18 protein-coding genes are annotated in these 18,382 nt (G+C 70.2%); 10 read left to right on the forward strand and 8 right to left on the reverse strand.

Annotated features, from left to right (window positions below; genetic code table 11):
* Positions 1 to 2: 2 nt before the first annotated feature.
* Together AOZ06_RS20135 and AOZ06_RS20140 are read right to left on the reverse strand one after the other, a co-directional pair.
* Complete coding sequence (locus AOZ06_RS20135; protein WP_054290820.1) at positions 3 to 833, reverse strand: SDR family NAD(P)-dependent oxidoreductase; 831 nt, start codon at positions 831 to 833, stop codon at positions 3 to 5.
* Entirely contained in the window at positions 830 to 1,726 is an 897-nt protein-coding gene (locus AOZ06_RS20140) for an alpha/beta hydrolase (RefSeq protein WP_236952306.1), read from the reverse strand. The genes AOZ06_RS20135 and AOZ06_RS20140 overlap by 4 nt, the downstream gene beginning before the upstream one ends.
* Before the next feature lie 87 nt (positions 1,727 to 1,813).
* On the opposite strand from AOZ06_RS20140, the gene AOZ06_RS20145 reads away from it, so the two are divergent.
* The 5 genes from AOZ06_RS20145 to AOZ06_RS20165 all read left to right on the forward strand — a co-directional run bounded on the left by AOZ06_RS20145 (position 1,814) and on the right by AOZ06_RS20165 (position 6,196).
* A complete protein-coding gene (locus tag AOZ06_RS20145; protein ID WP_054290821.1) occupies positions 1,814 to 2,458 on the forward strand; it encodes a TetR/AcrR family transcriptional regulator in 645 nt (214 codons plus the stop codon).
* A gap of 97 nt (positions 2,459 to 2,555) precedes the next feature.
* Entirely contained in the window at positions 2,556 to 3,638 is a 1,083-nt protein-coding gene (locus AOZ06_RS20150; protein ID WP_054290822.1) for an AAA family ATPase, read from the forward strand.
* Positions 3,639 to 3,700: 62 nt separating this feature from the next.
* Complete coding sequence (locus AOZ06_RS20155; RefSeq protein ID WP_083472678.1) at positions 3,701 to 4,585, forward strand: DUF58 domain-containing protein; 885 nt, start codon at positions 3,701 to 3,703, stop codon at positions 4,583 to 4,585.
* Positions 4,585 to 5,577 (forward strand): VWA domain-containing protein, encoded by a 993-nt coding sequence (locus tag AOZ06_RS20160; RefSeq protein WP_417999956.1) that lies wholly within the window; start codon positions 4,585 to 4,587, stop codon positions 5,575 to 5,577. The genes AOZ06_RS20155 and AOZ06_RS20160 overlap by 1 nt, the downstream gene beginning before the upstream one ends.
* Positions 5,578 to 5,599: 22 nt before the next feature.
* Positions 5,600 to 6,196, forward strand: a complete 597-nt coding sequence (locus AOZ06_RS20165) for a DUF5655 domain-containing protein (protein ID WP_054290824.1) — start codon at positions 5,600 to 5,602, stop codon at positions 6,194 to 6,196.
* 45 nt (positions 6,197 to 6,241) lie between these two features.
* Here AOZ06_RS20165 and AOZ06_RS20170 read toward each other — a convergent pair whose 3' ends face one another.
* The 5 genes from AOZ06_RS20170 to AOZ06_RS20190 form a co-directional block, all read right to left on the reverse strand.
* A complete protein-coding gene (locus AOZ06_RS20170) occupies positions 6,242 to 6,517 on the reverse strand; it encodes a GlsB/YeaQ/YmgE family stress response membrane protein (protein WP_054290825.1) in 276 nt (91 codons plus the stop codon).
* Between the two features lie 84 nt (positions 6,518 to 6,601).
* Complete coding sequence (locus AOZ06_RS20175; RefSeq protein WP_054290826.1) at positions 6,602 to 7,543, reverse strand: TAXI family TRAP transporter solute-binding subunit; 942 nt, start codon at positions 7,541 to 7,543, stop codon at positions 6,602 to 6,604.
* Entirely contained in the window at positions 7,540 to 8,898 is a 1,359-nt protein-coding gene (locus AOZ06_RS20180) for a sensor histidine kinase (RefSeq protein WP_054290827.1), read from the reverse strand. Before AOZ06_RS20180 ends, AOZ06_RS20175 begins: the two co-directional genes overlap by 4 nt.
* Before the next feature lies 1 nt (position 8,899).
* Positions 8,900 to 9,559, reverse strand: coding sequence for a response regulator transcription factor (locus AOZ06_RS20185; protein ID WP_054290828.1), 660 nt, complete (start codon positions 9,557 to 9,559; stop codon positions 8,900 to 8,902).
* Positions 9,560 to 9,744: 185 nt separating this feature from the next.
* Entirely contained in the window at positions 9,745 to 12,210 is a 2,466-nt protein-coding gene (locus AOZ06_RS20190) for an FtsX-like permease family protein (RefSeq protein ID WP_063810391.1), read from the reverse strand.
* A gap of 203 nt (positions 12,211 to 12,413) precedes the next feature.
* On the opposite strand from AOZ06_RS20190, the gene fabG reads away from it, so the two are divergent.
* The 4 genes from fabG to AOZ06_RS20210 are packed head-to-tail and all read left to right on the forward strand — an operon-like array spanning position 12,414 to position 16,561.
* The gene (gene fabG, locus AOZ06_RS20195; protein WP_054290830.1) at positions 12,414 to 13,118 is read left to right on the forward strand and encodes a 3-oxoacyl-[acyl-carrier-protein] reductase; all 705 of its coding nucleotides are present in this window, start codon (positions 12,414 to 12,416) and stop codon (positions 13,116 to 13,118) included.
* A gap of 22 nt (positions 13,119 to 13,140) precedes the next feature.
* Positions 13,141 to 13,908, forward strand: coding sequence for an enoyl-ACP reductase FabI (gene fabI / locus AOZ06_RS20200; protein ID WP_054290831.1), 768 nt, complete (start codon positions 13,141 to 13,143; stop codon positions 13,906 to 13,908).
* A gap of 21 nt (positions 13,909 to 13,929) precedes the next feature.
* Positions 13,930 to 15,501: a Na+/H+ antiporter gene (locus AOZ06_RS20205; RefSeq protein ID WP_054290832.1), complete on the forward strand. Its 1,572-nt coding sequence runs from the start codon at positions 13,930 to 13,932 to the stop codon at positions 15,499 to 15,501.
* A gap of 19 nt (positions 15,502 to 15,520) precedes the next feature.
* Entirely contained in the window at positions 15,521 to 16,561 is a 1,041-nt protein-coding gene (locus AOZ06_RS20210; protein WP_054290833.1) for a ferrochelatase, read from the forward strand.
* A gap of 21 nt (positions 16,562 to 16,582) precedes the next feature.
* Here AOZ06_RS20210 and AOZ06_RS20215 read toward each other — a convergent pair whose 3' ends face one another.
* Complete coding sequence (locus AOZ06_RS20215; protein ID WP_157233128.1) at positions 16,583 to 16,984, reverse strand: hypothetical protein; 402 nt, start codon at positions 16,982 to 16,984, stop codon at positions 16,583 to 16,585.
* Between the two features lie 109 nt (positions 16,985 to 17,093).
* Here AOZ06_RS20215 and AOZ06_RS20220 point away from each other — a divergent pair, with 109 nt between their 5' ends.
* Positions 17,094 to 18,362 carry an ROK family transcriptional regulator gene (locus AOZ06_RS20220; RefSeq protein ID WP_054290835.1) on the forward strand — a complete coding sequence of 423 codons (1,269 nt, stop codon included), beginning with the start codon at positions 17,094 to 17,096 and terminating at the stop codon, positions 18,360 to 18,362.
* Positions 18,363 to 18,382 lie beyond the last annotated feature (20 nt).

The raw sequence follows: 18,382 nt of genomic DNA on the forward strand, positions 1-18,382 counted from the left end.
GCTCAGTCCCCCTTCGGGGTCTCGATGGAGGGGAGCAGCCTGCCGACGAGACCGGCCAGCCTGGTGTACGCGCCGGGCAACGCGCGTTTGGTCCGCCACACCAGCCGCGCGTCCAGCTGCGGCACCACGTGCAACCGGCCGGCGTCGTGCGCGTCCAATGTGGTGCGTGCGACGCGGTGCGGTGACACGCCGGTCAGCCGCATCATCGTGTCGGCCAGCCGTGCCGCGGCGGCGTCGATGCGGTCGCTGTCGATGATGTTGGTCTTGACGAACGTCGGGCACAGCACTGTGACGGCGATGTCGGTGCCGGACAGTTCGGCGGCAAGCGTTTCCGACAGTGCGAGCACACCGGCCTTGCTGACGTTGTACGCGGCCATCGCCGGGCCCGCGGCGAAACCGGCGGCCGAGGCCACGTTGATGATCCCGCCGGTGCCCGTCGCGCGCAGCAGCGGGACGAACTCGTGGCAGCCGTGGATGACGCCCCACAGGTTGACGTCGAGGGTGCGTTTCCAGTCCGCCAGCGGGGTGGCGCCGACCGGCTGCCCACCGGCGCCGATCCCGGCGTTGTTGATCACCAGTGTCGGCGGGCCGCCCAGCAGGCCCTCGCTGGCCTGCGCGAGGTCGCGGACCTGCTGCGAGTCGGAGACGTCGCAATGTGCCGGCACACCAGCGTTCCCGATCAGCTGGACGGTTTGCTTCGCGGCGGTGTCGTTGACGTCCGCGCACACCACCGTGCCGCCCCGGCGGGCGAGTTCGACGGCGAAGGCGCGGCCGATGCCGCTACCGGCACCGGTCACCACGGCTCGTGCGCGCGTGCTTCGACCTCTGCTCATGACGTCTCCTTGATGAACTCCCCGGCACGGGCGAGTGCCGTGCGGGCTTCGGGCAGGAGCGCGGCGAACACCTGGAACACGTGCCCCTGCGACGGCCACACCTGCAGTTCGCAGTCCCCACCGGCGGCGCGGACGGTCTGGTGGATGTGCTCGGCGTCGGCGACGAGCATCTCGGCGCCACCGACCTGGACCAGCGTCGGCGGCCACGGGCACCCGGCCGGGATGCTCAACGCCAGGCGGGGGTGCGTGGGGTCGACGTCCCGCGTGTAGTGCTCCACGAGGCGTCTCGCCCGCGCGGCCGAGATGAGCGGGTCCCGCGGGCCCCGCCGGGCGCTGAGGGCGAAGGTGAGGTCGATCGCGGGGGAGAACAGCGCCATCCCCGACGGCAGCGGACCGCCGGCCTTGACCAGCTCGCACGTGAGGTCCATGGCCAGGTGCCCACCTGCGGAATCACCGGCGAGCACGATCTGGCCCGGTCGGTAGCCCTGCTCGAGCAGCCAGTCGTAGGCGGCGCGCACGTCGTCGGCCGCGGCGGGGAAGCGGTGGCTGGGGGCGAGCCGGTAGTCGCACGCGAACACCGGCATGCCCGACGCCGCCGACAGCCGTGACGTGAGGCCGCGGTGGGTGCGTGCCGAGCAGATCGTGTACGCGCTGCCGTGCAGGTAGAACACCACACGGTCATCGGACGTGCCCGGCGCTCGGACCCATTCGCCGCGTGGCTCGTCGACGCGGGTGATCGTGGTGCCGGGCAGTGTGGGGGACAGGACGGCCAGCGTGGCGGCTGTGCCACGCCGCCCGAGGCGTACGCCTGTCTCGTTCTGGGGCAGCGCCGCGATCAACGGCCGGGCCGTGACCCACGCCGTGGCCAGCAGAACTCGCGCTTGCCACGACACCGGAGCGCTATCTGATGGCAGCCGTCGTCTCTGAAGGCGCATGCCATCAGATTGAAGTTGACCACCGGGTTTTGTCAAGATGGGTGGGTGGCCACGACAGGAGCCCGGCGTGGGATCTACGCGGGGCGCAGCACCGAGCAACGCCGTGCCGAGCGTCGCGGCAAACTCGTCGACGCCGCGTTCGAGATCTGGGGCGACCAGGGATGGTCGGCGGTCAGCATGCGCGGGGTGTGCGCACGCGCCGCGCTGACCGACCGCTACTTCTACGAGAGCTTCGCCGACGTGGACGCCCTGCTGACGGCCGTGTGGGAACGAGTCCGCGACAACGCCATCCAGCGGGTCGTGGAAGCCGCGCTGCACGCCCCGTCCGACCCGATCGAACGGCTGCGTGCGGCGCTTGCGGTGTTCGTGCACGACCTGACCGAGGACCCGCGCCTCGGCCGGATCGGGTTCGGCGACCACACCGGCAACGCCGTGCTGGAGCGGCTGCGCAAGGAAGCCCTCCAGCAGTTCACGGACTTGCTGATCGAGCTCGGCCAGCCGTACCTCAGGCGCGACATCGACCCGATCGACTTCCGGATGAGCGTGCTGCTGGGCATCGGCGGCTTCATCGAGCTGGTCACGGCGTGGCTGGGCGGTGCCATCGAGGTGGACGCCGACCGCATCGTCGACCACACCACCACCCTCGGCGCGGACATGGCCGCCCGCTACCTCGCGCAGCCGGCCACCTGACGCCCCGGCTGCGCCCTCGTCGTCTTCACAGAGGTCACACCGCTGATCGGCTTCGATGGGTCGTGGCGGATGACCGTGTCTTGTTGGAGGTTGGCCCGTGACGGAACCCGAGGCCGGGACGAAGACCCCGGCCAGTGACGCCCAGTTGCTCGAACGCACCGTGTTCGAGGTCAAGCGGGTGATCGTCGGGCAGGACCGGCTGGTCGAGCGGATGCTCGTCGGCCTGCTGGCCAAGGGGCACCTGCTGCTCGAAGGTGTCCCCGGCGTGGCCAAGACCCTCGCGGTCGAGACGTTCGCCCGGGTGGTCGGCGGATCGTTCTCCCGCGTGCAGTTCACGCCCGACCTCGTGCCGGCCGACATCCTCGGCACCCGGATCTACCGGCAGGGCGCCGAGTCGTTCGACGTCGAACTCGGCCCGGTCGTGGCCAACTTCGTGCTGGCCGACGAGATCAACCGGGCACCGGCCAAGGTGCAGTCGGCGATGCTCGAGGTGATGGCCGAGCGGCACGTGTCCATCGGCGGCCAGACGTTCCCGATGCCGGACCCGTTCCTCGTGCTCGCCACGCAGAACCCGATCGAGAACGAGGGCGTCTACCCGCTGCCGGAGGCGCAGCGCGACCGGTTCCTGTTCAAGATCATCGTCGAGTACCCGACGGCCGAGGAAGAGCGCGAGATCGTCTACCGGATGGGCGTCACGGCGCCGGAGCCGGGCCAGGTGCTCTCGCCCGCCGAGCTGACCAGGCTCCAGGGCGTCGCGTCGAAGGTGTTCGTGCACCACGCGCTCGTCGACTACGTCGTACGGCTCGTCCTGGCCACGCGTACCCCGGCTGAACACGGCCTGACGGACGTCGCGGGCTGGGTGGCCTACGGCGCCTCGCCGCGTGCCAGCCTGGGCATCGTGGCGGCCTCGCGTGCGCTGGCGTTGGTGCGCGGTCGCGACTACGTGCTTCCGCAGGACGTGGTGGACGTCGTGCCTGACGTGCTGCGGCACCGGTTGGTGCTGTCGTACGACGCGTTGGCTGACGGTGTGCCGCTGGACCACATCATCACGCGGGTCCTGCAGACCGTGCCGTTGCCGCAGGTGTCGGCGCGGCCCCAGCAGGCTGGACCGAATCCGGGCCAGCCGCAAGGACCGCAGCAGGGCCTGCACGCACCTGCGGGCGTGGCACCCCGGCCGTGAGCGAGAAGGAAAGCGCCGACGAGCGTCCCTCGTGGACGCCGCCGCTCCTGCGCGGCGACCGGATGGAAGCCGGGCTGCGCCTGCTCGAACTGGACGTCCGCCGCAGGCTCGACGGCCTGCTGCAGGGAAACCACCTCGGTCTCGTGCCAGGGCCGGGTACCGAACCGGGCGAGGCGCGGCCCTACCAGCCCGGCGACGACGTGCGCCGGATGGACTGGGCGGTCACCGCGCGGACCACCACGCCGCACATCCGCGAGACGGTCGCCGACCGCGAGCTGGAGACGTGGCTGGCGATCGACCTGTCCCCGAGCCTGGACTTCGGCACGGCCGCGTGCGAGAAGCGTGACCTCGCGGTCGCCGCGACAGCGGCGGTCGCGCACCTGACCAGGGGCGGCGGCAACCGGATCGGCGCGGTCGTCTCGAACGGCGCGGACACGGCACGCATCCCCGCACGCGGTGGCCTGGCGTACGCGCGTGGCCTGATCCGCAAGGTCGCCGAGACACCCCGCGCCCCCGAAGGCACGATGGGGGACCTGGCCACGTTGATCGAGCAGCTGCGACGGCCGCCGCGCCGCCGTGGCCTGGTCGTGGTGATCTCCGACTTCCTCGGCGACGTGAACTGGCAACGGGCGCTGCGCGGCCTGTCGGCGCGGCACGACCTGATCGCGATCGAGGTGCTCGACCCGCGTGACATCGACCTGCCCGACGTGGGCACGATCGTGCTGTCGGACCCGGAAAGCGGCCGTCAGCGCGAGGTGCACGCGACGCCGTTGCTGCGCCGTGAGTTCGCGGCTGCCGCCGCGCAGCACCGCGCCGACGTCGCGGCGGCGATCCGCCGTGCCGGTGCGGGGCACTTGGTACTGCGTACGGATTCCGACTGGGTGGCTGACACGGTGCGGTTCGTCGTGGCCCGCAAACGTGGCTGGTCCGGAGGAGGTGCTGCCTGATGTTCGGCTTGAGCTTCGGCAGGTTCGCCGACGCGTGGTGGTTCCTGCTGCTGATCGCGATCAGCGGCCTGATCGTCGCCTACGTGCTGCTGCAGCGCAGACGGCGCCGCAACACCATGCGGTTCACCAACCTCGCGCTGCTGGAGAAGGTCGCCCCGAAGCGGGCGCGCAAGACCCGGCACGTCCCGATCGCGCTGCTGCTGGCCGCGTTGACGCTGTTCACGATCGCGCTGGCCGGTCCGACGGCCGAGGCGCGGGTGCCGCGCAACCGCGCCACCGTCATGATGGTGATCGACGTGTCGCTGTCGATGGAGGCCACGGACGTCAAACCGAACCGGCTCGAAGCCGCGCAGGCGGCGGCGAAGTCGTTCGCCAGCGGGCTGACCCCCGGCATCAACCTCGGCCTGATCTCGTTCGCCGGGACCGCGACCGTGCTGGTCTCGCCGACGACGTCACGCCAGGGCGTGGTCAAGGCGATCGAGACGCTGCGGCTGGCCCAGTCGACCGCGACCGGTGAGGCGATCTTCTCCGCGTTGCAGTCGATCGAGAGCTTCTCGCAGGTCGTCGGCGGCCAGGAAGGCCCGCCACCTGCCCGGATCGTGCTGATGAGCGACGGCAAGCAGACCATCCCGACCGACAACCAGGACGACCCGCGCGGCATGTTCACCGCGGCGCGGGCCGCGTCGGACATGAAGATCCCGGTCTCCACGATCTCCTTCGGCACCAGCGACGGCACCGTGGACATCGACGGCAGGCGCACCCCGGTCCCGGTGGACGACGACTCGCTCGAGCAGGTGGCGAAACTGTCCGGTGGCGAGTTCTACAAGGCCGCCACCGCCGACGAGCTGCGGAAGGTCTACGACACGCTGGGTGAGCAGATCGGATATGAGGTCAAAGACGCCGACGCCAGCAGGCCATGGTTGATACTGGGCACCGTCGCGGCGATAAGCGCCGCGGCCAGCGCGCTGTTCATCGGGCAGCGGCTGCCGTAGGGCGGGTGTCCGGGAGGGCGTGATGGTCGACGCCAAGGACTGGCGGCAGATGCACGAGTGGTCCGCCCAGTTGCTCAAGCGTCAGACCGGCCACGGTGTCGACGACTGGAACGTCAGGATCAGGGAAACCGGCATCACCTCACGCGACGAGCTGCAGCAGTGGCTCAGGACCCGCAACATCAACGGGTACGCGCAGCAGTTGCTGATCATGGAGCGCTTCGGGTACCCGGAGTTCCTGCTCAAGACGGCCGAGGAGCTCGTGGCCGACCAGTTCGCCGACCGGGAGCACCTGCGGCCGGTGTTCAACGAGGTGATCGAGGCCGGTGTCGGCATCGCCAACCAGGGACTGGTCGAGGTCCAGGCGCGCAAGTCGTACGTGACCCTGCGGACCAGGCGCCGCAAGTTCGCGATGGTCAAGCCGACCACGAAGACCCGGATCGACCTCGGCCTGCGGATCGTCGACCTCTCCGGCGGCCACCAGCGGTTCGCCGCGCGCCTGCAGTCGGCGAAGATCCTGCGTGACGAGGCCATGACGCACCGGATCCCGCTGTCGAGCGTGCACGACGTGGACGACGAGGTCTGCTACTGGCTCGCGGTGGCGTTCGAGCAGAACACGTGAGGAGGGGCGGCCCCGCGGGACCGCCCCTCCTCCGGTAGTCGGAAGCTATCTGTTGACCTTGCGTGATCCCATCGCGCCGGAGACGATGCCCACGAGAATGATCGCGGCGCCGAGCTGGAACAACAGCTCTATCCAGTCGATTCCGGGGGTGTCCTGTACGCCGACCCATTTCGCGACAAGGCTGCCGAGGAACGCCGCGATGATTCCGACGACGATGGTCAGCCAGATCGGGATGTTCTGCTTGCCAGGCATGATCAGTCTGGCCAGCGCGCCAATGATCAGGCCGATCACGATCGCGCCGAGGATCGATTCGATGGTCATCGCACACTCCCTTGAGTGCAGTTTTCGTCCTGTGACTACGGTGGCAGCAGTTGCCGGGATCCGCACCTTGAAAGTGCGAAACCGTTATCCGTGCAGGTCGCGGTACATCGCGGCGGCGCCGGGGTGCAGCGGGACGCCCGCGGTGGCGATCAGGGTCCGAGAATCGAGGAACTGGGTACCCAGCGCCTGCTGCGGCACGAGCTCCGCGGCCCGTCTGACCAGTACGGACACGATCGCGCCGGCGATGTCGTCCGGCAGCGACGGCGGGCAGACCAGCAGGTTCGCCACGCCGATCGTACGAACATCCCGCACGTGCCGGTACGCGCCCGACGGCACGATGACGGAGTCGTAGACCGGGCCGTGCCCGGCTCGCAGCCGCGGGGCGACGTTGTCGAGGGACACCAACCGGATCCCGATCCTGGCGTCCAGGTCGGCCAGCGCCGGGGTCGGCACACCGCCGGACCACAGCAGCGCGTCGACTCGCCCGTCTGCGAGGCTCGCGACCGCGTCGGCCAGCGGGAGACGGGTGACACGCGGCTGGATGTCCGCGACCTCGACGAGGCGGTCACCGAACAGCGCCGCGCCCGACCCGGAGGCGCCCAGCGACACCGCGCGGCCGGTCAGGTCGGCGATACCGCGAATCGGCCCGTTCGCCCTGACCACCAGCTGCATGTAGTTCTCGTAGACACGGCCGAGCGCGCGCATCGGCACCTGCGCCGCGTACGGGTGGTTGCCCGCGAGCGCGGTCTGCGCGGTGTCGGCGAGCACGAGCGCCAGATCCGCTTTGCCTGCCCGCAGCAGCTCCACGTTGGCCTGGCTGGCCAGCGTGCTCCGGGCCACGCATTCCAGGCCGGGTTCGGTCGCGGTGATCTGCCCGGCCAGCAGCCGGGCGAACGCGAGGTAGAACCCGCCTTCCTCACCCGCGGCGATGGCGAGTGTCCTGGACGGACCGGAGTATTCGGGACCACCGCACCCGGCCAGGGCGGTGAGACCGGCGAGCAACACTGATCGCCTGGCTACAGTCATGGGGACTCCAACGGCAACGTGATCCGCACGGCGAGACCGTGCGGTTCGGCGGCTGCGACGAGCATCTCGCCGTCCCGCGAGGAAACCAGTCGTTCCGCGATGGCCAGCCCGAGTCCTGTGCCGCCCGCGCCGGCCTGGCTGGACCGCCAGAACCGCTGGGTCGCCAGTGCGAGATCCTCCGGCGGCAGGCCAGGCCCGTTGTCGGACACCGTGATCGTGCCGTCCGCGCAGGCCAGGTCCACGCGGGCGCCGCCGCCCGCGTACTTGACGGCGTTGTCCAGCAACACGTCCAGCACCTGACCGAGCTCGTTGTCCGGCATCACCACGATGAAGTGATCCACAGAGGACAGGCGCAGCGCCACTCCGGCCCGGTCGGCGGCGGTGTGCCAGGCGTCGTGCCGTTCCACGAGGACAGTCGCGGCGTCACAGGTGTCCTCTTCGGAATGCCGGTAGTCCGCGTTGTCCGCGGTCGCCAGCGCCAGCAGTCCGTCGAGCAGCGACTCCATCCGCTCGACCTCGGCCACGCACCCGTTGTACGTCCGCATCCCGTCAGGTTTCACCTGCCCGGCAAGGGAGTCAACGCGGAGCCGGAGCGCGGCCATCGGGTTGCGCAGCTGGTGTGAGGCGTCCGCGACGAGTCTGCGTTGCTGTTCGGCGGCCTCCGCGACCGCGTCGGACATCTTGTTGAACGACGCGCCCAGCGCCCGCAGCTCACGCGGCCCGGCGCGCGCGGGCACATGCGTGCGTTCCTCACCCGCGGCGATGGCGAGGACACCGCGTTCCAGTTGTGCCAACGGCCGCAGCACCCATCGGGACACAACCAATGCCAGCAGCGCGAACAACAACGCGGCGACCAACGCGCCGACGACGATCAGCAGCCAGTCATGGGCCACATCGGACGCCGCCACCGCCACCGACGCCTTCAGCACGACCGCGCCCGCCACACGTGTCCCGGCGCCGACCGGGCGTGCCAGCAACAGGTTTCCCGACGACCACGGCCGCAGCTCGGGCGGTTTCGGTCCCGCCTGGTTGCGCAGCGCGCTGTCGATCAACGGCAGCACGTCCTCGGCACGCACCCCGCCGGTGGCGACGACCTGGCGTTTGCGTGTGTCGACCACCAGCACGGACTCGCCGTAGAGCTCGGAGTACGCGCGGATCTCCAACGCCAGCTGTTGCGTGTCGCCGGTGTCGTCGGCCTGCTGGGCCAGCGCGGCGAACCGGTCCAGCTCGGCGGTCCGCGAGATCAGCAGCTCCTGCGTGCGGGACGCGGCCGTGCTTTCCAGCAACGGCCACGCGAAACCCGCCACCGCCGCCGCGGACAACAGGAACAGCACCAGCAGCAGGCGCGTGCGCATGTCATTCACCCAGCCGATAACCGAAACCCCTGATCGTGGTGAGCAGCCCCGGGCGCTTGAGCTTGCTGCGCAACTGGGTCATGTGCACGTCGAGCGACCGGGAGATCGCCAGGTAGGCGTCGCCCCAGATCTCGTCCATCAGCTGCTGGCGGCTGACCGCGGTGCCCAGCCGCCGCGCCAGCACCGCGAGCAGCTCGAACTCCTTGGTGGTCAGCGAGATCTCCTCGTCCGCGACGAGCACCCGCCGGGCGGACAAGTCGATCCGCACGTCCGCGACCCGCACCACGTGGTGCAGCGCCGCCGCCGACCTGGCCGTCCGGTGCATGATGGTGTCCATCCTGGCCAGCAACTCCGCCAGCCGCACGGGCTTGACCACGTAGTCGTCCGCGCCGAGCCGCAGCCCGCGAACCACCGACCGCTCGTCGCCGCGCGCGGTCAGCACGAGCACCGGCACGTCCGCGACTTTGCGGATCATCCGCAGCACCTCGAGCCCGTCCGTGTCGGGCAGGCCGAGGTCCAGCAGGATCAGGTCGGCGTCGTGGTGCCGGGTCAGCGCGTCGGCGCCACGGCTGACCCGCGTCGGTACGTGCCCGCGTGCGGCCAGCGCCTCGGTCAGCGCGTCGCCGACACCCTTGTCGTCCTCGACCAGCAGCACCCGCACGGCAGTCGTCCTTTACGTGGTCTTCCCAGCTCCGTCGAGGAGGAGGTCTCCCGCATTGTCCAGTACACGATCAGTCAGACAAGGACGCAGCGCCACGGACTCACCGTCGGTGGCGGACCCCTCCCGTGGCAATGCGCGGAAGTCAGACCTAACAATCGCTTAGGGCGGTGGGAAACAGGGGTGGGTCACTGGACGGCGACGGTGTCCACCGGACGGGTGCGCAACGCGACCCAGGCGGGAAGCATGACCGCTGTCATCGTGAGCAGGGCGGCGGCTCCGGACACCACCAGGAAGATCCAGAACGGTCCGTACGGCACGACGGAGTCCAGCGCGGAGAGGCTGAACGGGATCAGCGTTCCCGCGGACACGAGCGCACCGAGGACGATGCCCGACAGGGTGATCGCCGTTGCTTCCACACCGACCATCCGCAGCACCTGGCCGCGCCGGGCGCCGCTGAGCCGCAGCAGCCCGAACTCCCTGCGCCGGTCGGCCGTCTCCACCACCAGGGTGTTGATCACCGAGATCGCGGTGTAGAGGACGATCATCCCGGCCAGCAGGTAGTTGATCATCGCCGAGGTCTCCAGTTGCTTCGAGTACGCCTCGGTCAGCGTCGAACGGTCCGCCACGCGAGCGTCGGGGAACCGCGCGGCGAGGCCGGAGATGTCGCCGGAGACCATGATCCGGCTCGCCACGCCATCGGACGTGTGCTTGGCGAGCAGCTGGGCGGGCGCCAGCCCGATTTCGAAGCCCTGCCGCGGTTGGACCAACGCGGCCACGGTCACCGACGCGGTCTCGCCGTCGCCGAACCGCATGGTGATCCGGTCGCCGACGGTCACCTTCATCGCCTCGGCGTGGTTGACCGGCAACGCGATCGAGTCGCCGGTCAAGTCGGACAGGCTCCCCGCCTTCACGGGGATAGCGGTCAGCGCCGAACCGGCGGCGGAGATGCCCTGCAACTCGAGGCCGTCGTCCTCTTCGAGTTCGCTGTCGTAGGGGCTCACGACGTGCCCCTTGCTGGTGATCCACTCCGAGGCCGCGGTGACTCCGGGCGTGGACCGGACGGCGGCCACGACATCGGGGGAGAAGCCTCCTGTCGCCGAAACCAGCACCGCGTCCGCCCGCAGGTCCTCGGTGTACGCGCGCCGCGACGACTCGGCCGTCGTGGTCTGCAGGTAGATCTGCGCCAACGCGAAGCCGGTGGCCAGCATGACCGGCGCGACCGCGGACGCGAGCCGCACCGCGCGTACCCGGGTGTTGGTGACGGCCAGCGCGCCGGGGACCCTCGTCAACGCGCGGATCGGCAGCCGCAGCACTGCCATCACGGCCTTGGTGGCACCGGGCGCGAGCAGCGTGAAGCCGGTGGCCCAGCAGATCACCGCCGGACCCGCGGTCGACGCGGCGAGCGGACCGGACAACACCGTCACCGTCACGATCCCCAGCGCGATGCCGCCGCCGAACGACAGGATGGCGAAGACCAGCCGGGTCGGTGTCAGCCACTCGCGCTGCACGGCCGCTTCGGCGAGCGCTTCCGTCGGGCGGGTCCTGGCCGCGCGGCGCGCGGCGGCCAGTGCCGCGACCACCCCGGCGAGCAGCGCCGTGCCGACCCCGACGATCGACGGGATCCAGCCCTGGTGGAACTCGAACACCGGGCTGACCGCGCCGTAGTCGCAGAGCCGGTCGAACAGGAACCTGCCGGCCAGCCCGGCCGGGATCCACGCGGCGAGCGTGGCCAGCGCTGACACGATCAGCGACTCGCCGAAGATCATCCGCCGGATCTGGCCGGGGGTCGTGCCGACCGCCCGCAGCAGTGCGATCTCCCGCTTGCGTTGCTGCACGGACACGTTGAACGTGCTGGACACCACCATCATCGAGACCATCACGGCGAAACCGCCGAACACGCCGGCCAACGTGATCAGCAGCTCGCTCTCCCGCGCCGCCCCGGGGTGTTCCGGCACGCCGCGCTCCTCGCCGGTCAGCACCGACACCGACGAGCCGAGGACGTCCTCGAGACGGTCGCCGAGCGCGGCCGCGTCCGTCCCGGGCGAAGCCACGACGCCCAGCGCCAGCAGCCTGCCGAGGCGCTGCGCGTCCGAGTCGGCGAAGTAGACGACCGACTGCGGCGACGTGCCGGACACCGTGTACTGCGAGACCTTCCCGCGCACCGAGATGTCCACACGGGACCCGGCCGGTTTGCCGGACGCGGCGGGCACGACGACCTCACCCGGGCGCGGCGCGGTCCCGCCGATCCCGGCGAGCGCCGCCGACGTCCAGCTGTGCCCGGTCGTCGGGCCGCCGCCGGCGAGGGTCGCCGGGAAGGCGACGTCCGGCACGACACGCGCGACACCGGGCACGGCGGAGACCTTCGCGGCCAGGTTCGCCTGCAGCGGGACGTCCTCGCTGAGCGTGCCGTACTTGAGGTCGGCGTCGCCGTCCTCGTCGGGCTGCTTGCCGGTCGGCAGCGCGAACTGCCGGTCGGCGACGACGACCGCGTCCGCGCCGGCCAGCCGCTGCGGTGGGACGGCGGTCCGGATACCGGTCTCCATCAGGCCACCGCACGCCATCACGATCGAGGCGCCGAAGAACAGCGCGATGAACGTGGCGACGAATCCTCCCTTGCGGTAGCGGAGCGTTCTCAACGTCAGGCGCAGCATGATCGCGGTCCGTCCCAAATCTTCAGCTGATTGTTTGTGGCCTGACGCTATTGCTGCGGACGGTGCCCGACCCATGGTGCGGAACCGACCGTTTGTGGTGGGGTTAGCCCCACCACAACAGTCGGCCCGGATGCATCGGACCAGCTAGCGGGCGGCTAGCCTGTGGCACCGGCAGAGCGTCGGGGCATCGCGAGGAGTTGAGGGTGGCACGGTCGGTATTGGTCACGGGCGGTAACCGCGGTATCGGTCTGGCGATCGCCAGCGCGTTCGCGGAACAGGGCGACAAGGTCGCGGTCACGCACCGCGGCTCCGAGACGCCACCGGGTCTGCTCGGCGTCAAGTGCGACGTGACCGACGCCGAACAGGTCGACGCGGCGTTCGCGGAGATCGAGGAGAAGCAGGGCCCGGTGGAGATCCTCGTGTCCAACGCGGGCATCACCGACGACACCCTGCTGCTGCGGATGTCCGAGGAGCAGTTCACCCGCGTCCTCGACGCGAACCTGACCGGCGCGTTCCGGGTGGCCAAGCGCGCGAGCCGGGGCATGCTGCGCAAGCGCTGGGGCCGGTTGATCTTCATCTCGTCGGTCGTCGGCCTGAGCGGCAGCGCGGGCCAGGCCAACTACGCGGCCAGCAAGGCCGGTCTGGTCGGCTTCTCCCGTTCGCTCGCGCGGGAACTCGGCAGCCGCAACATCACCTCGAACGTGATCACCCCGGGCTTCGTGGCCACCGAGATGACCGACGTGCTGCCGGACGACCGCAAGGAGCAGATCCTCGGCCAGGTCCCGCTCGGCCGCTACGCCGACACGGCGGAGATCGCGTCGGCCGTGACGTTCCTGGCATCGGATTCGGCCGCGTACATCACCGGCGCGGTGCTGCCGGTCGACGGCGGCCTCGGCATGGGCCACTGAGAACACAAGGGAGACAAGACAAGTGACCGGTCTGCTCGAAGGCAAGCGGCTGCTGATCACCGGCATCATCACCGACGCCTCCATCGGGTTCTCCGTGGCCCGCATCGCGCAGGAGCAGGGCGCCGAGGTGGTGCTCACCGGGTTCGGCCGGATGAGCCTCGTCCAGCGCATCGCGCAGCGGCTGCCCAAGCCCGCGCCGGTGATCGAGCTGGACGTGACCAACCAGGAGCACCTGGACACGTTGGCGGACAGGGTTTCCGAGCACGTCGACGGTCTCGACGGCGTGGTCCACTCGATCGCGTTCGCGCCCGCGTCCTGCCTGGGCAACCCGTTCCTCGAAGCGCCGTGGGAGGACGTGTCCACCGCGGTGCGGGTGTCGGCGTACTCGTTCATGTCGCTGTCGAAGGCGTTGCTGCCGCTGCTGCGTGAGGGCGCCTCGATCGTCGGCATGGACTTCGACGCGCGCCAGGCGTGGCCAGCCTACAACTGGATGGGCGTGGCCAAGGCCGGTCTTGAGTCCGTGACCCGCTACCTGGCCAGGGAACTGGGCCCCAAGCAGGTGCGCGTGAACCTGGTCGCCGCCGGGCCGGTCCGCACGATGGCGGCCAAGTCCATCCCCGGCTTCAAGGACCTGGAGGACCAGTGGTCGGTGCGCGCGCCGCTGGGCTGGAAGCTCGAGGACGCCGAGCCGGTCGGCAAGTCGGTCTGCGCGCTGCTGTCGGACTGGCTGCCCGCCACGACTGGCTCGATGGTCATGGTTGACGGAGGATTTCACGCAGTCGGTATGTGATCCCCATCCCGGGAGGGCGCGGTGCTGGGACTCGAACTCGTCGTCATCCTGGGCATCACGGTACTGACCTGCAGTGTCGCGGCGCGGCGGCTTCGAGTCGCCGCGCCGGTGCTGTTGCTGGGGACCGGTGCGGCACTCGGGTTCATCCCGCTGCTGCGCGAGGTGGAGCTGCCGTCCGAGGTGATGCTCCTGCTCTTCCTGCCCGCGTTGCTGTACTGGGAGAGCCTGACCACTTCGCTGCGCGAGATCCGGCGCTACGTCCGCGTTGTCATCCTGACCAGCACGCTGCTCGTCGTCGCCACGGCTGCCGGTGTCGCCGTTGTGGCGCATGCCCTGGGCATGGAGTGGGGACCGGCGTGGGTGCTCGGCGCGGCCCTCGCCCCGACCGACGCGACTGTGGTCGCCGTGTTCGCGCGTGGCCTGCCCGCGCGCTCGATGACGTTGCTGCGCGCGGAAAGCCTCATCAACGACGGTACCGCGCTGGTGATCTTCGGTGTCGCGGTGAGCATCACGGCACAGGGCGAGACGTTCAGCCTCGGCAACGTGTCGTGGCTGTTCGTGCTGTCGTTCGGCGGCGGTGCGCTGGCAGGCGTGATCACCTCGTGGCTCGCGGTCCAGGTGCGCAAGCGGTTGGACAGCCCGGTGTACGAGAGCGCGTTGAGCGTGCTGACACCGTTCGTCGCGTTCCTGCTCGCGGAAGTGGTGCACGCGTCCGGCGTGCTCGCGGTTGTCGTGTGTGGACTGATCCTCAGCCAGGTCGGGCCGCGGCTGGTGCAGGCCGACACCCGCAGGCAGAGCGAGGCTTTCTGGGGCCTGTCCACGTTCCTGCTCAACGGCTCGCTGTTCGTGCTCGTCGGTCTCCAGGCGAACACGGCGGTGCGTGAGCTCAGCTCGACCGGGGTGGTGCGCGGGCTTGCCCTGGTGGGCTTGATATCCGTCGCCGTGGTCGCCGTCAGGGCGGTGTGGCTGTTCACGACGCCGTACCTGATCCGGGCCATCGACCGCCGGCCGCGGCAACGCGCGCTGCGCGCCGGGCCGAGATCCCGGCTGGTCAACGCGTTGTGCGGATTCCGGGGCGCGGTGTCGATGGCGGCGGCGCTCGCGGTCCCGGAAGGGATGCCCGGCCGTGACCTGATCATCTTCGTCGCCGCTGGCGTCATCGTGGTGACGCTCGTCGTGCAGGGCCTGTTGCTGCCGCCTGTGGTGCGCTGGGCCAACCTGCCCCCGGACACCCGGTTCGACGAGGAACGCGCGATGGCGATCCTCACGTCGGCCGAAGCGGCTTTCGAGGCCATGCCGAAGGTGGCCGCGCAACTCGGCACCGACCCGTTGATCATCGAACGGACCCGCCGCGAGTACGAGAAACGCCTGAAGGTGCTGCGCCGGGGCGACACCGAGGACGACGAGGACCACCCCTACCGCCGGTTGGAGAACGACTACCAGGCGTTGCGGCTGGCGTTGATCACGCACAAGCGGCAGACCATCGTGCGGCTGCGCGACGAGCGCCGGATCGACGACACGGTCCTGCGCACCATCCAGGCCCAGCTGGACATCGAGGAGATCAGGCTGTCCCGGCGTGAAGCGCTCGAATGACAACAGGCAGTATGGGGGAGTGAGTTTCGACGCGCTGCTGTGGTTGTCCTTCGGTGGGCCGGAGGGACCTGCCGACGTCCGGCCGTTCCTGGAGAACGTGACGCGGGGCCGGGGGGTGCCGCCGGAGCGGCTGGACGAGGTCGAGCAGCACTACCAGCACTTCGGCGGGGTGTCGCCGATCAACCGGCTCAACCGCGAGGCGATCGCGGCGGTGGAGGCGGAGCTGGCCACGCAGGGCGTGAAGCTGCCGGTCTACTTCGGCAACCGCAACTGGCACCCGATGGCCGAGGAGACGGTCGGCACCATGCTGGCCGACGGCGTGCACCGCGCCCTGGTCTTCCCGACCAGCGCGTACGGCGGCTACTCGGCTTGCCGGCAGTACGACGAGGACATCGAGCGCGCCCGCGCGGCGGCCGGCCCGAACGCCCCCGAACTGGTGAAGCTGCGGCACTTCTTCGACCACCCGCTGTTCGTCGAGTCCTTCGCCGACGCGACCCGGCAAACGCTGGCCACGCTGCCGCAAGGAGCCCGCCTGGTCTTCACGGCGCACTCCGTGCCGGTGTCCGCGGACAAGGCGGCGGGCCCGCCCGCGGAGGGCGGCGGACGCTACTCCAAGCAGGTCGGGGAAGCGTCCCGGCTGGTCGCCGCGGCGGCGGGCGTGGCCGAGTACGACGTGGTCTGGCAGTCGCGCTCGGGCCCGCCCCAGATCCCGTGGCTGGACCCGGACATCGTCGACCACATCGAGGCACTGCACGCCGACGGCGTCACAGCGGTCGCGGTCTGCCCGATCGGGTTCGTCAGCGACCACCTCGAAGTGATCTGGGACCTGGACAACGAAGCCGCGGAGAAGGCGGACGAGCTGGGCGTGGCCTTCGCCCGGGTGTCCACGCCCAACAGCGACCCCCGCTTCGCCCAGCTGGTCGTCGAGCTGATCCGCGAGCACACCGAAGGCCTCGAACCGCGCAGGCTCTCGCCGGACTTCCCGGCTGCGGGCTGCACGGTCAACGGCGCACCCTGCGCCCCACTGTGCTGCGAACCCGCCAAACGCCCGGCCCGCTGATCGCACGACGGCGCCGAGTCGTCACTGGTCTGCCTCCGCACCCGGGGTCTTGTCCAGGAACCAGTAGTAGCTCGACGAGTTGCCGTGCCCGAGCAGGGCCCGCATGAACACCGGGCCCTCGCCGGGCATGGCCACGCGTCTCTCGCGCTCGAACATCGCGCCCTCGGTCATGAACCGTCTGGCTGACCGGCCGCGTTCGTAGTCCAGCACAGTGAACTGGACCCCGCCCTCGGGCGACCACTCGAACGACGCCAGCGGTAACAGCGGCCCGCCGCGCTCCCGGCCCCACGTGCAGTACACGACCTGGGTCGGCTGGTAGCCGGCCGGCAGGTCGTTCAGCTTCCGAGCGTCCCGCTCGTCGCCGGTCGCCGACATGATTTTCCTGGACTTAAGCTCCCGTTCGGCCTCGCTTGGTTGCTCCATGGCGGCACCGTAGCCCCGGGGTCCGACATCTCGCTCTTGACCGCCACCGGCCGGGTGACTACCGTCACCTCAAATCGTCTGGGAAGTTACCAGATTAATTTGACCCTAAATGGGAGCCGAGTTGAGAGCCGGGAGTCCGCGGCTGCTGCGCGAGATCAACGATCGCGCGGCCATCGACGCGCTGCTGCGCGATGGCCCGCTGACGCGGTCCGAGCTGGAATACGCGATCGGCCTGTCCAAGCCGGCCACCGCGCAGCTGCTTGCCCGCCTTGAAGAAGAGGGCGTCGTCGTCAGGGAAGGCCTGCGTGGCGGCGGAAGGGGGCCACGCGCGCAGCTGTGGGCGGTCAGGGGCGCGGTCGCGCACGTCGCGGCGATCGACCTGACGCCAAGGGGCTTGGAGATCGCGATCGCCGACATCTCCGGCGCTGTCCTTACCGAACACCGGCAAGCCGTCCCGCCAAGAGGGACGGCCGACGAGGTGCTGCGCAACTTCCGCGAAGCCACTGCCACGGCGTGTCACGCCGCCGGGCTCACCCTCAAGGATCTGCGGCACGTCGTGGTCGGCACGCCCGGCGCGGTCAACCCGCGCACCGGGCACCTGTGGTTCGCCCCGCACCTGCCCGGCTGGGAGGGCTTCGACATGCCCGGCCGGATCGGCGCCGAACTCGGTGTCCCGGTCACGATCGAGAACGACGTCAACCTGGTCGCGCTGGAGGAGATGATCGCCGGGCAGGCGACGTCCGCGCGCAGCTTCGTGATGGTCTGGCTCGATCACGGCATCGGTGGCGCGATCGTGGTCGACCGCAAACTACTGCGCGGCGCGACCGGCGGTGCCGGTGAGATCGACTGGATGCACGTACCGGACCGCGCGGCAGCCGACACCGGCATTCCAGCGACCGGCACGAGGTTCGGGGACCTGGTCAGCTCTCCGAACGTGGTGAAACTGGCCAAGGCGTACGGCATCGCCGCGCGCAACGGCTGGACAGCCGTGACCAAGGCCGTCGCCATGGCGGCCGACGAAAACAAGACTTCCGCACACCAGCAAGGGGAGCAGTTCCTCGTCGACCTGGCGCGCCGGGTTGCCACGGGCGTCGCAGGCGTCGTCAGCGTGGTCGACCCGGAACTGGTGCTGCTGTGTGGGAAGACCGGCTTGGCTGGTGGGGAGACCCTGTGCCGGTTGATCAGTGCGGAGCTGCGGGACATGGTCGTGCCCCGCACTCCGGTGGCGTTCAGCGCGGTTGCCGGCAATGCCGTGCGGGCAGGCGCTCTGCACTCCGCCCTCGCCGTGGTCCGGGAGCAGGTCTTCGGGCTGACCGGTGATGTGACAGAACCCTCTCGCCGCCAGGACGCCAGTCCCATGGCGACTGCGTCCGAATAGTTTCCTAGGTCCCCAGGAGG

This window comes from Kibdelosporangium phytohabitans (assembly GCF_001302585.1).
In the GTDB taxonomy this organism is placed as follows: domain Bacteria; phylum Actinomycetota; class Actinomycetes; order Mycobacteriales; family Pseudonocardiaceae; genus Kibdelosporangium; species Kibdelosporangium phytohabitans.

Coding starts and splice junctions, on each gene's coding strand:
- AOZ06_RS20170 (WP_054290825.1), bottom strand. CDS start 6,517: ATGACCATCGAATCGATCCTCGGCGCGATCGTGATCGGCCTGATCATT.
- AOZ06_RS20220 (WP_054290835.1), top strand. CDS start 17,094: ATGGGAGCCGAGTTGAGAGCCGGGAGTCCGCGGCTGCTGCGCGAGATC.
- AOZ06_RS20160 (WP_417999956.1), top strand. CDS start 4,585: ATGTTCGGCTTGAGCTTCGGCAGGTTCGCCGACGCGTGGTGGTTCCTG.
- AOZ06_RS20190 (WP_063810391.1), bottom strand. CDS start 12,210: ATGCTGCGCCTGACGTTGAGAACGCTCCGCTACCGCAAGGGAGGATTC.
- AOZ06_RS20155 (WP_083472678.1), top strand. CDS start 3,701: ATGGAAGCCGGGCTGCGCCTGCTCGAACTGGACGTCCGCCGCAGGCTC.
- AOZ06_RS20180 (WP_054290827.1), bottom strand. CDS start 8,898: ATGCGCACGCGCCTGCTGCTGGTGCTGTTCCTGTTGTCCGCGGCGGCG.
- AOZ06_RS20175 (WP_054290826.1), bottom strand. CDS start 7,543: ATGACTGTAGCCAGGCGATCAGTGTTGCTCGCCGGTCTCACCGCCCTG.
- AOZ06_RS20165 (WP_054290824.1), top strand. CDS start 5,600: ATGGTCGACGCCAAGGACTGGCGGCAGATGCACGAGTGGTCCGCCCAG.
- AOZ06_RS20215 (WP_157233128.1), bottom strand. CDS start 16,984: ATGGAGCAACCAAGCGAGGCCGAACGGGAGCTTAAGTCCAGGAAAATC.
- AOZ06_RS20135 (WP_054290820.1), bottom strand. CDS start 833: ATGAGCAGAGGTCGAAGCACGCGCGCACGAGCCGTGGTGACCGGTGCC.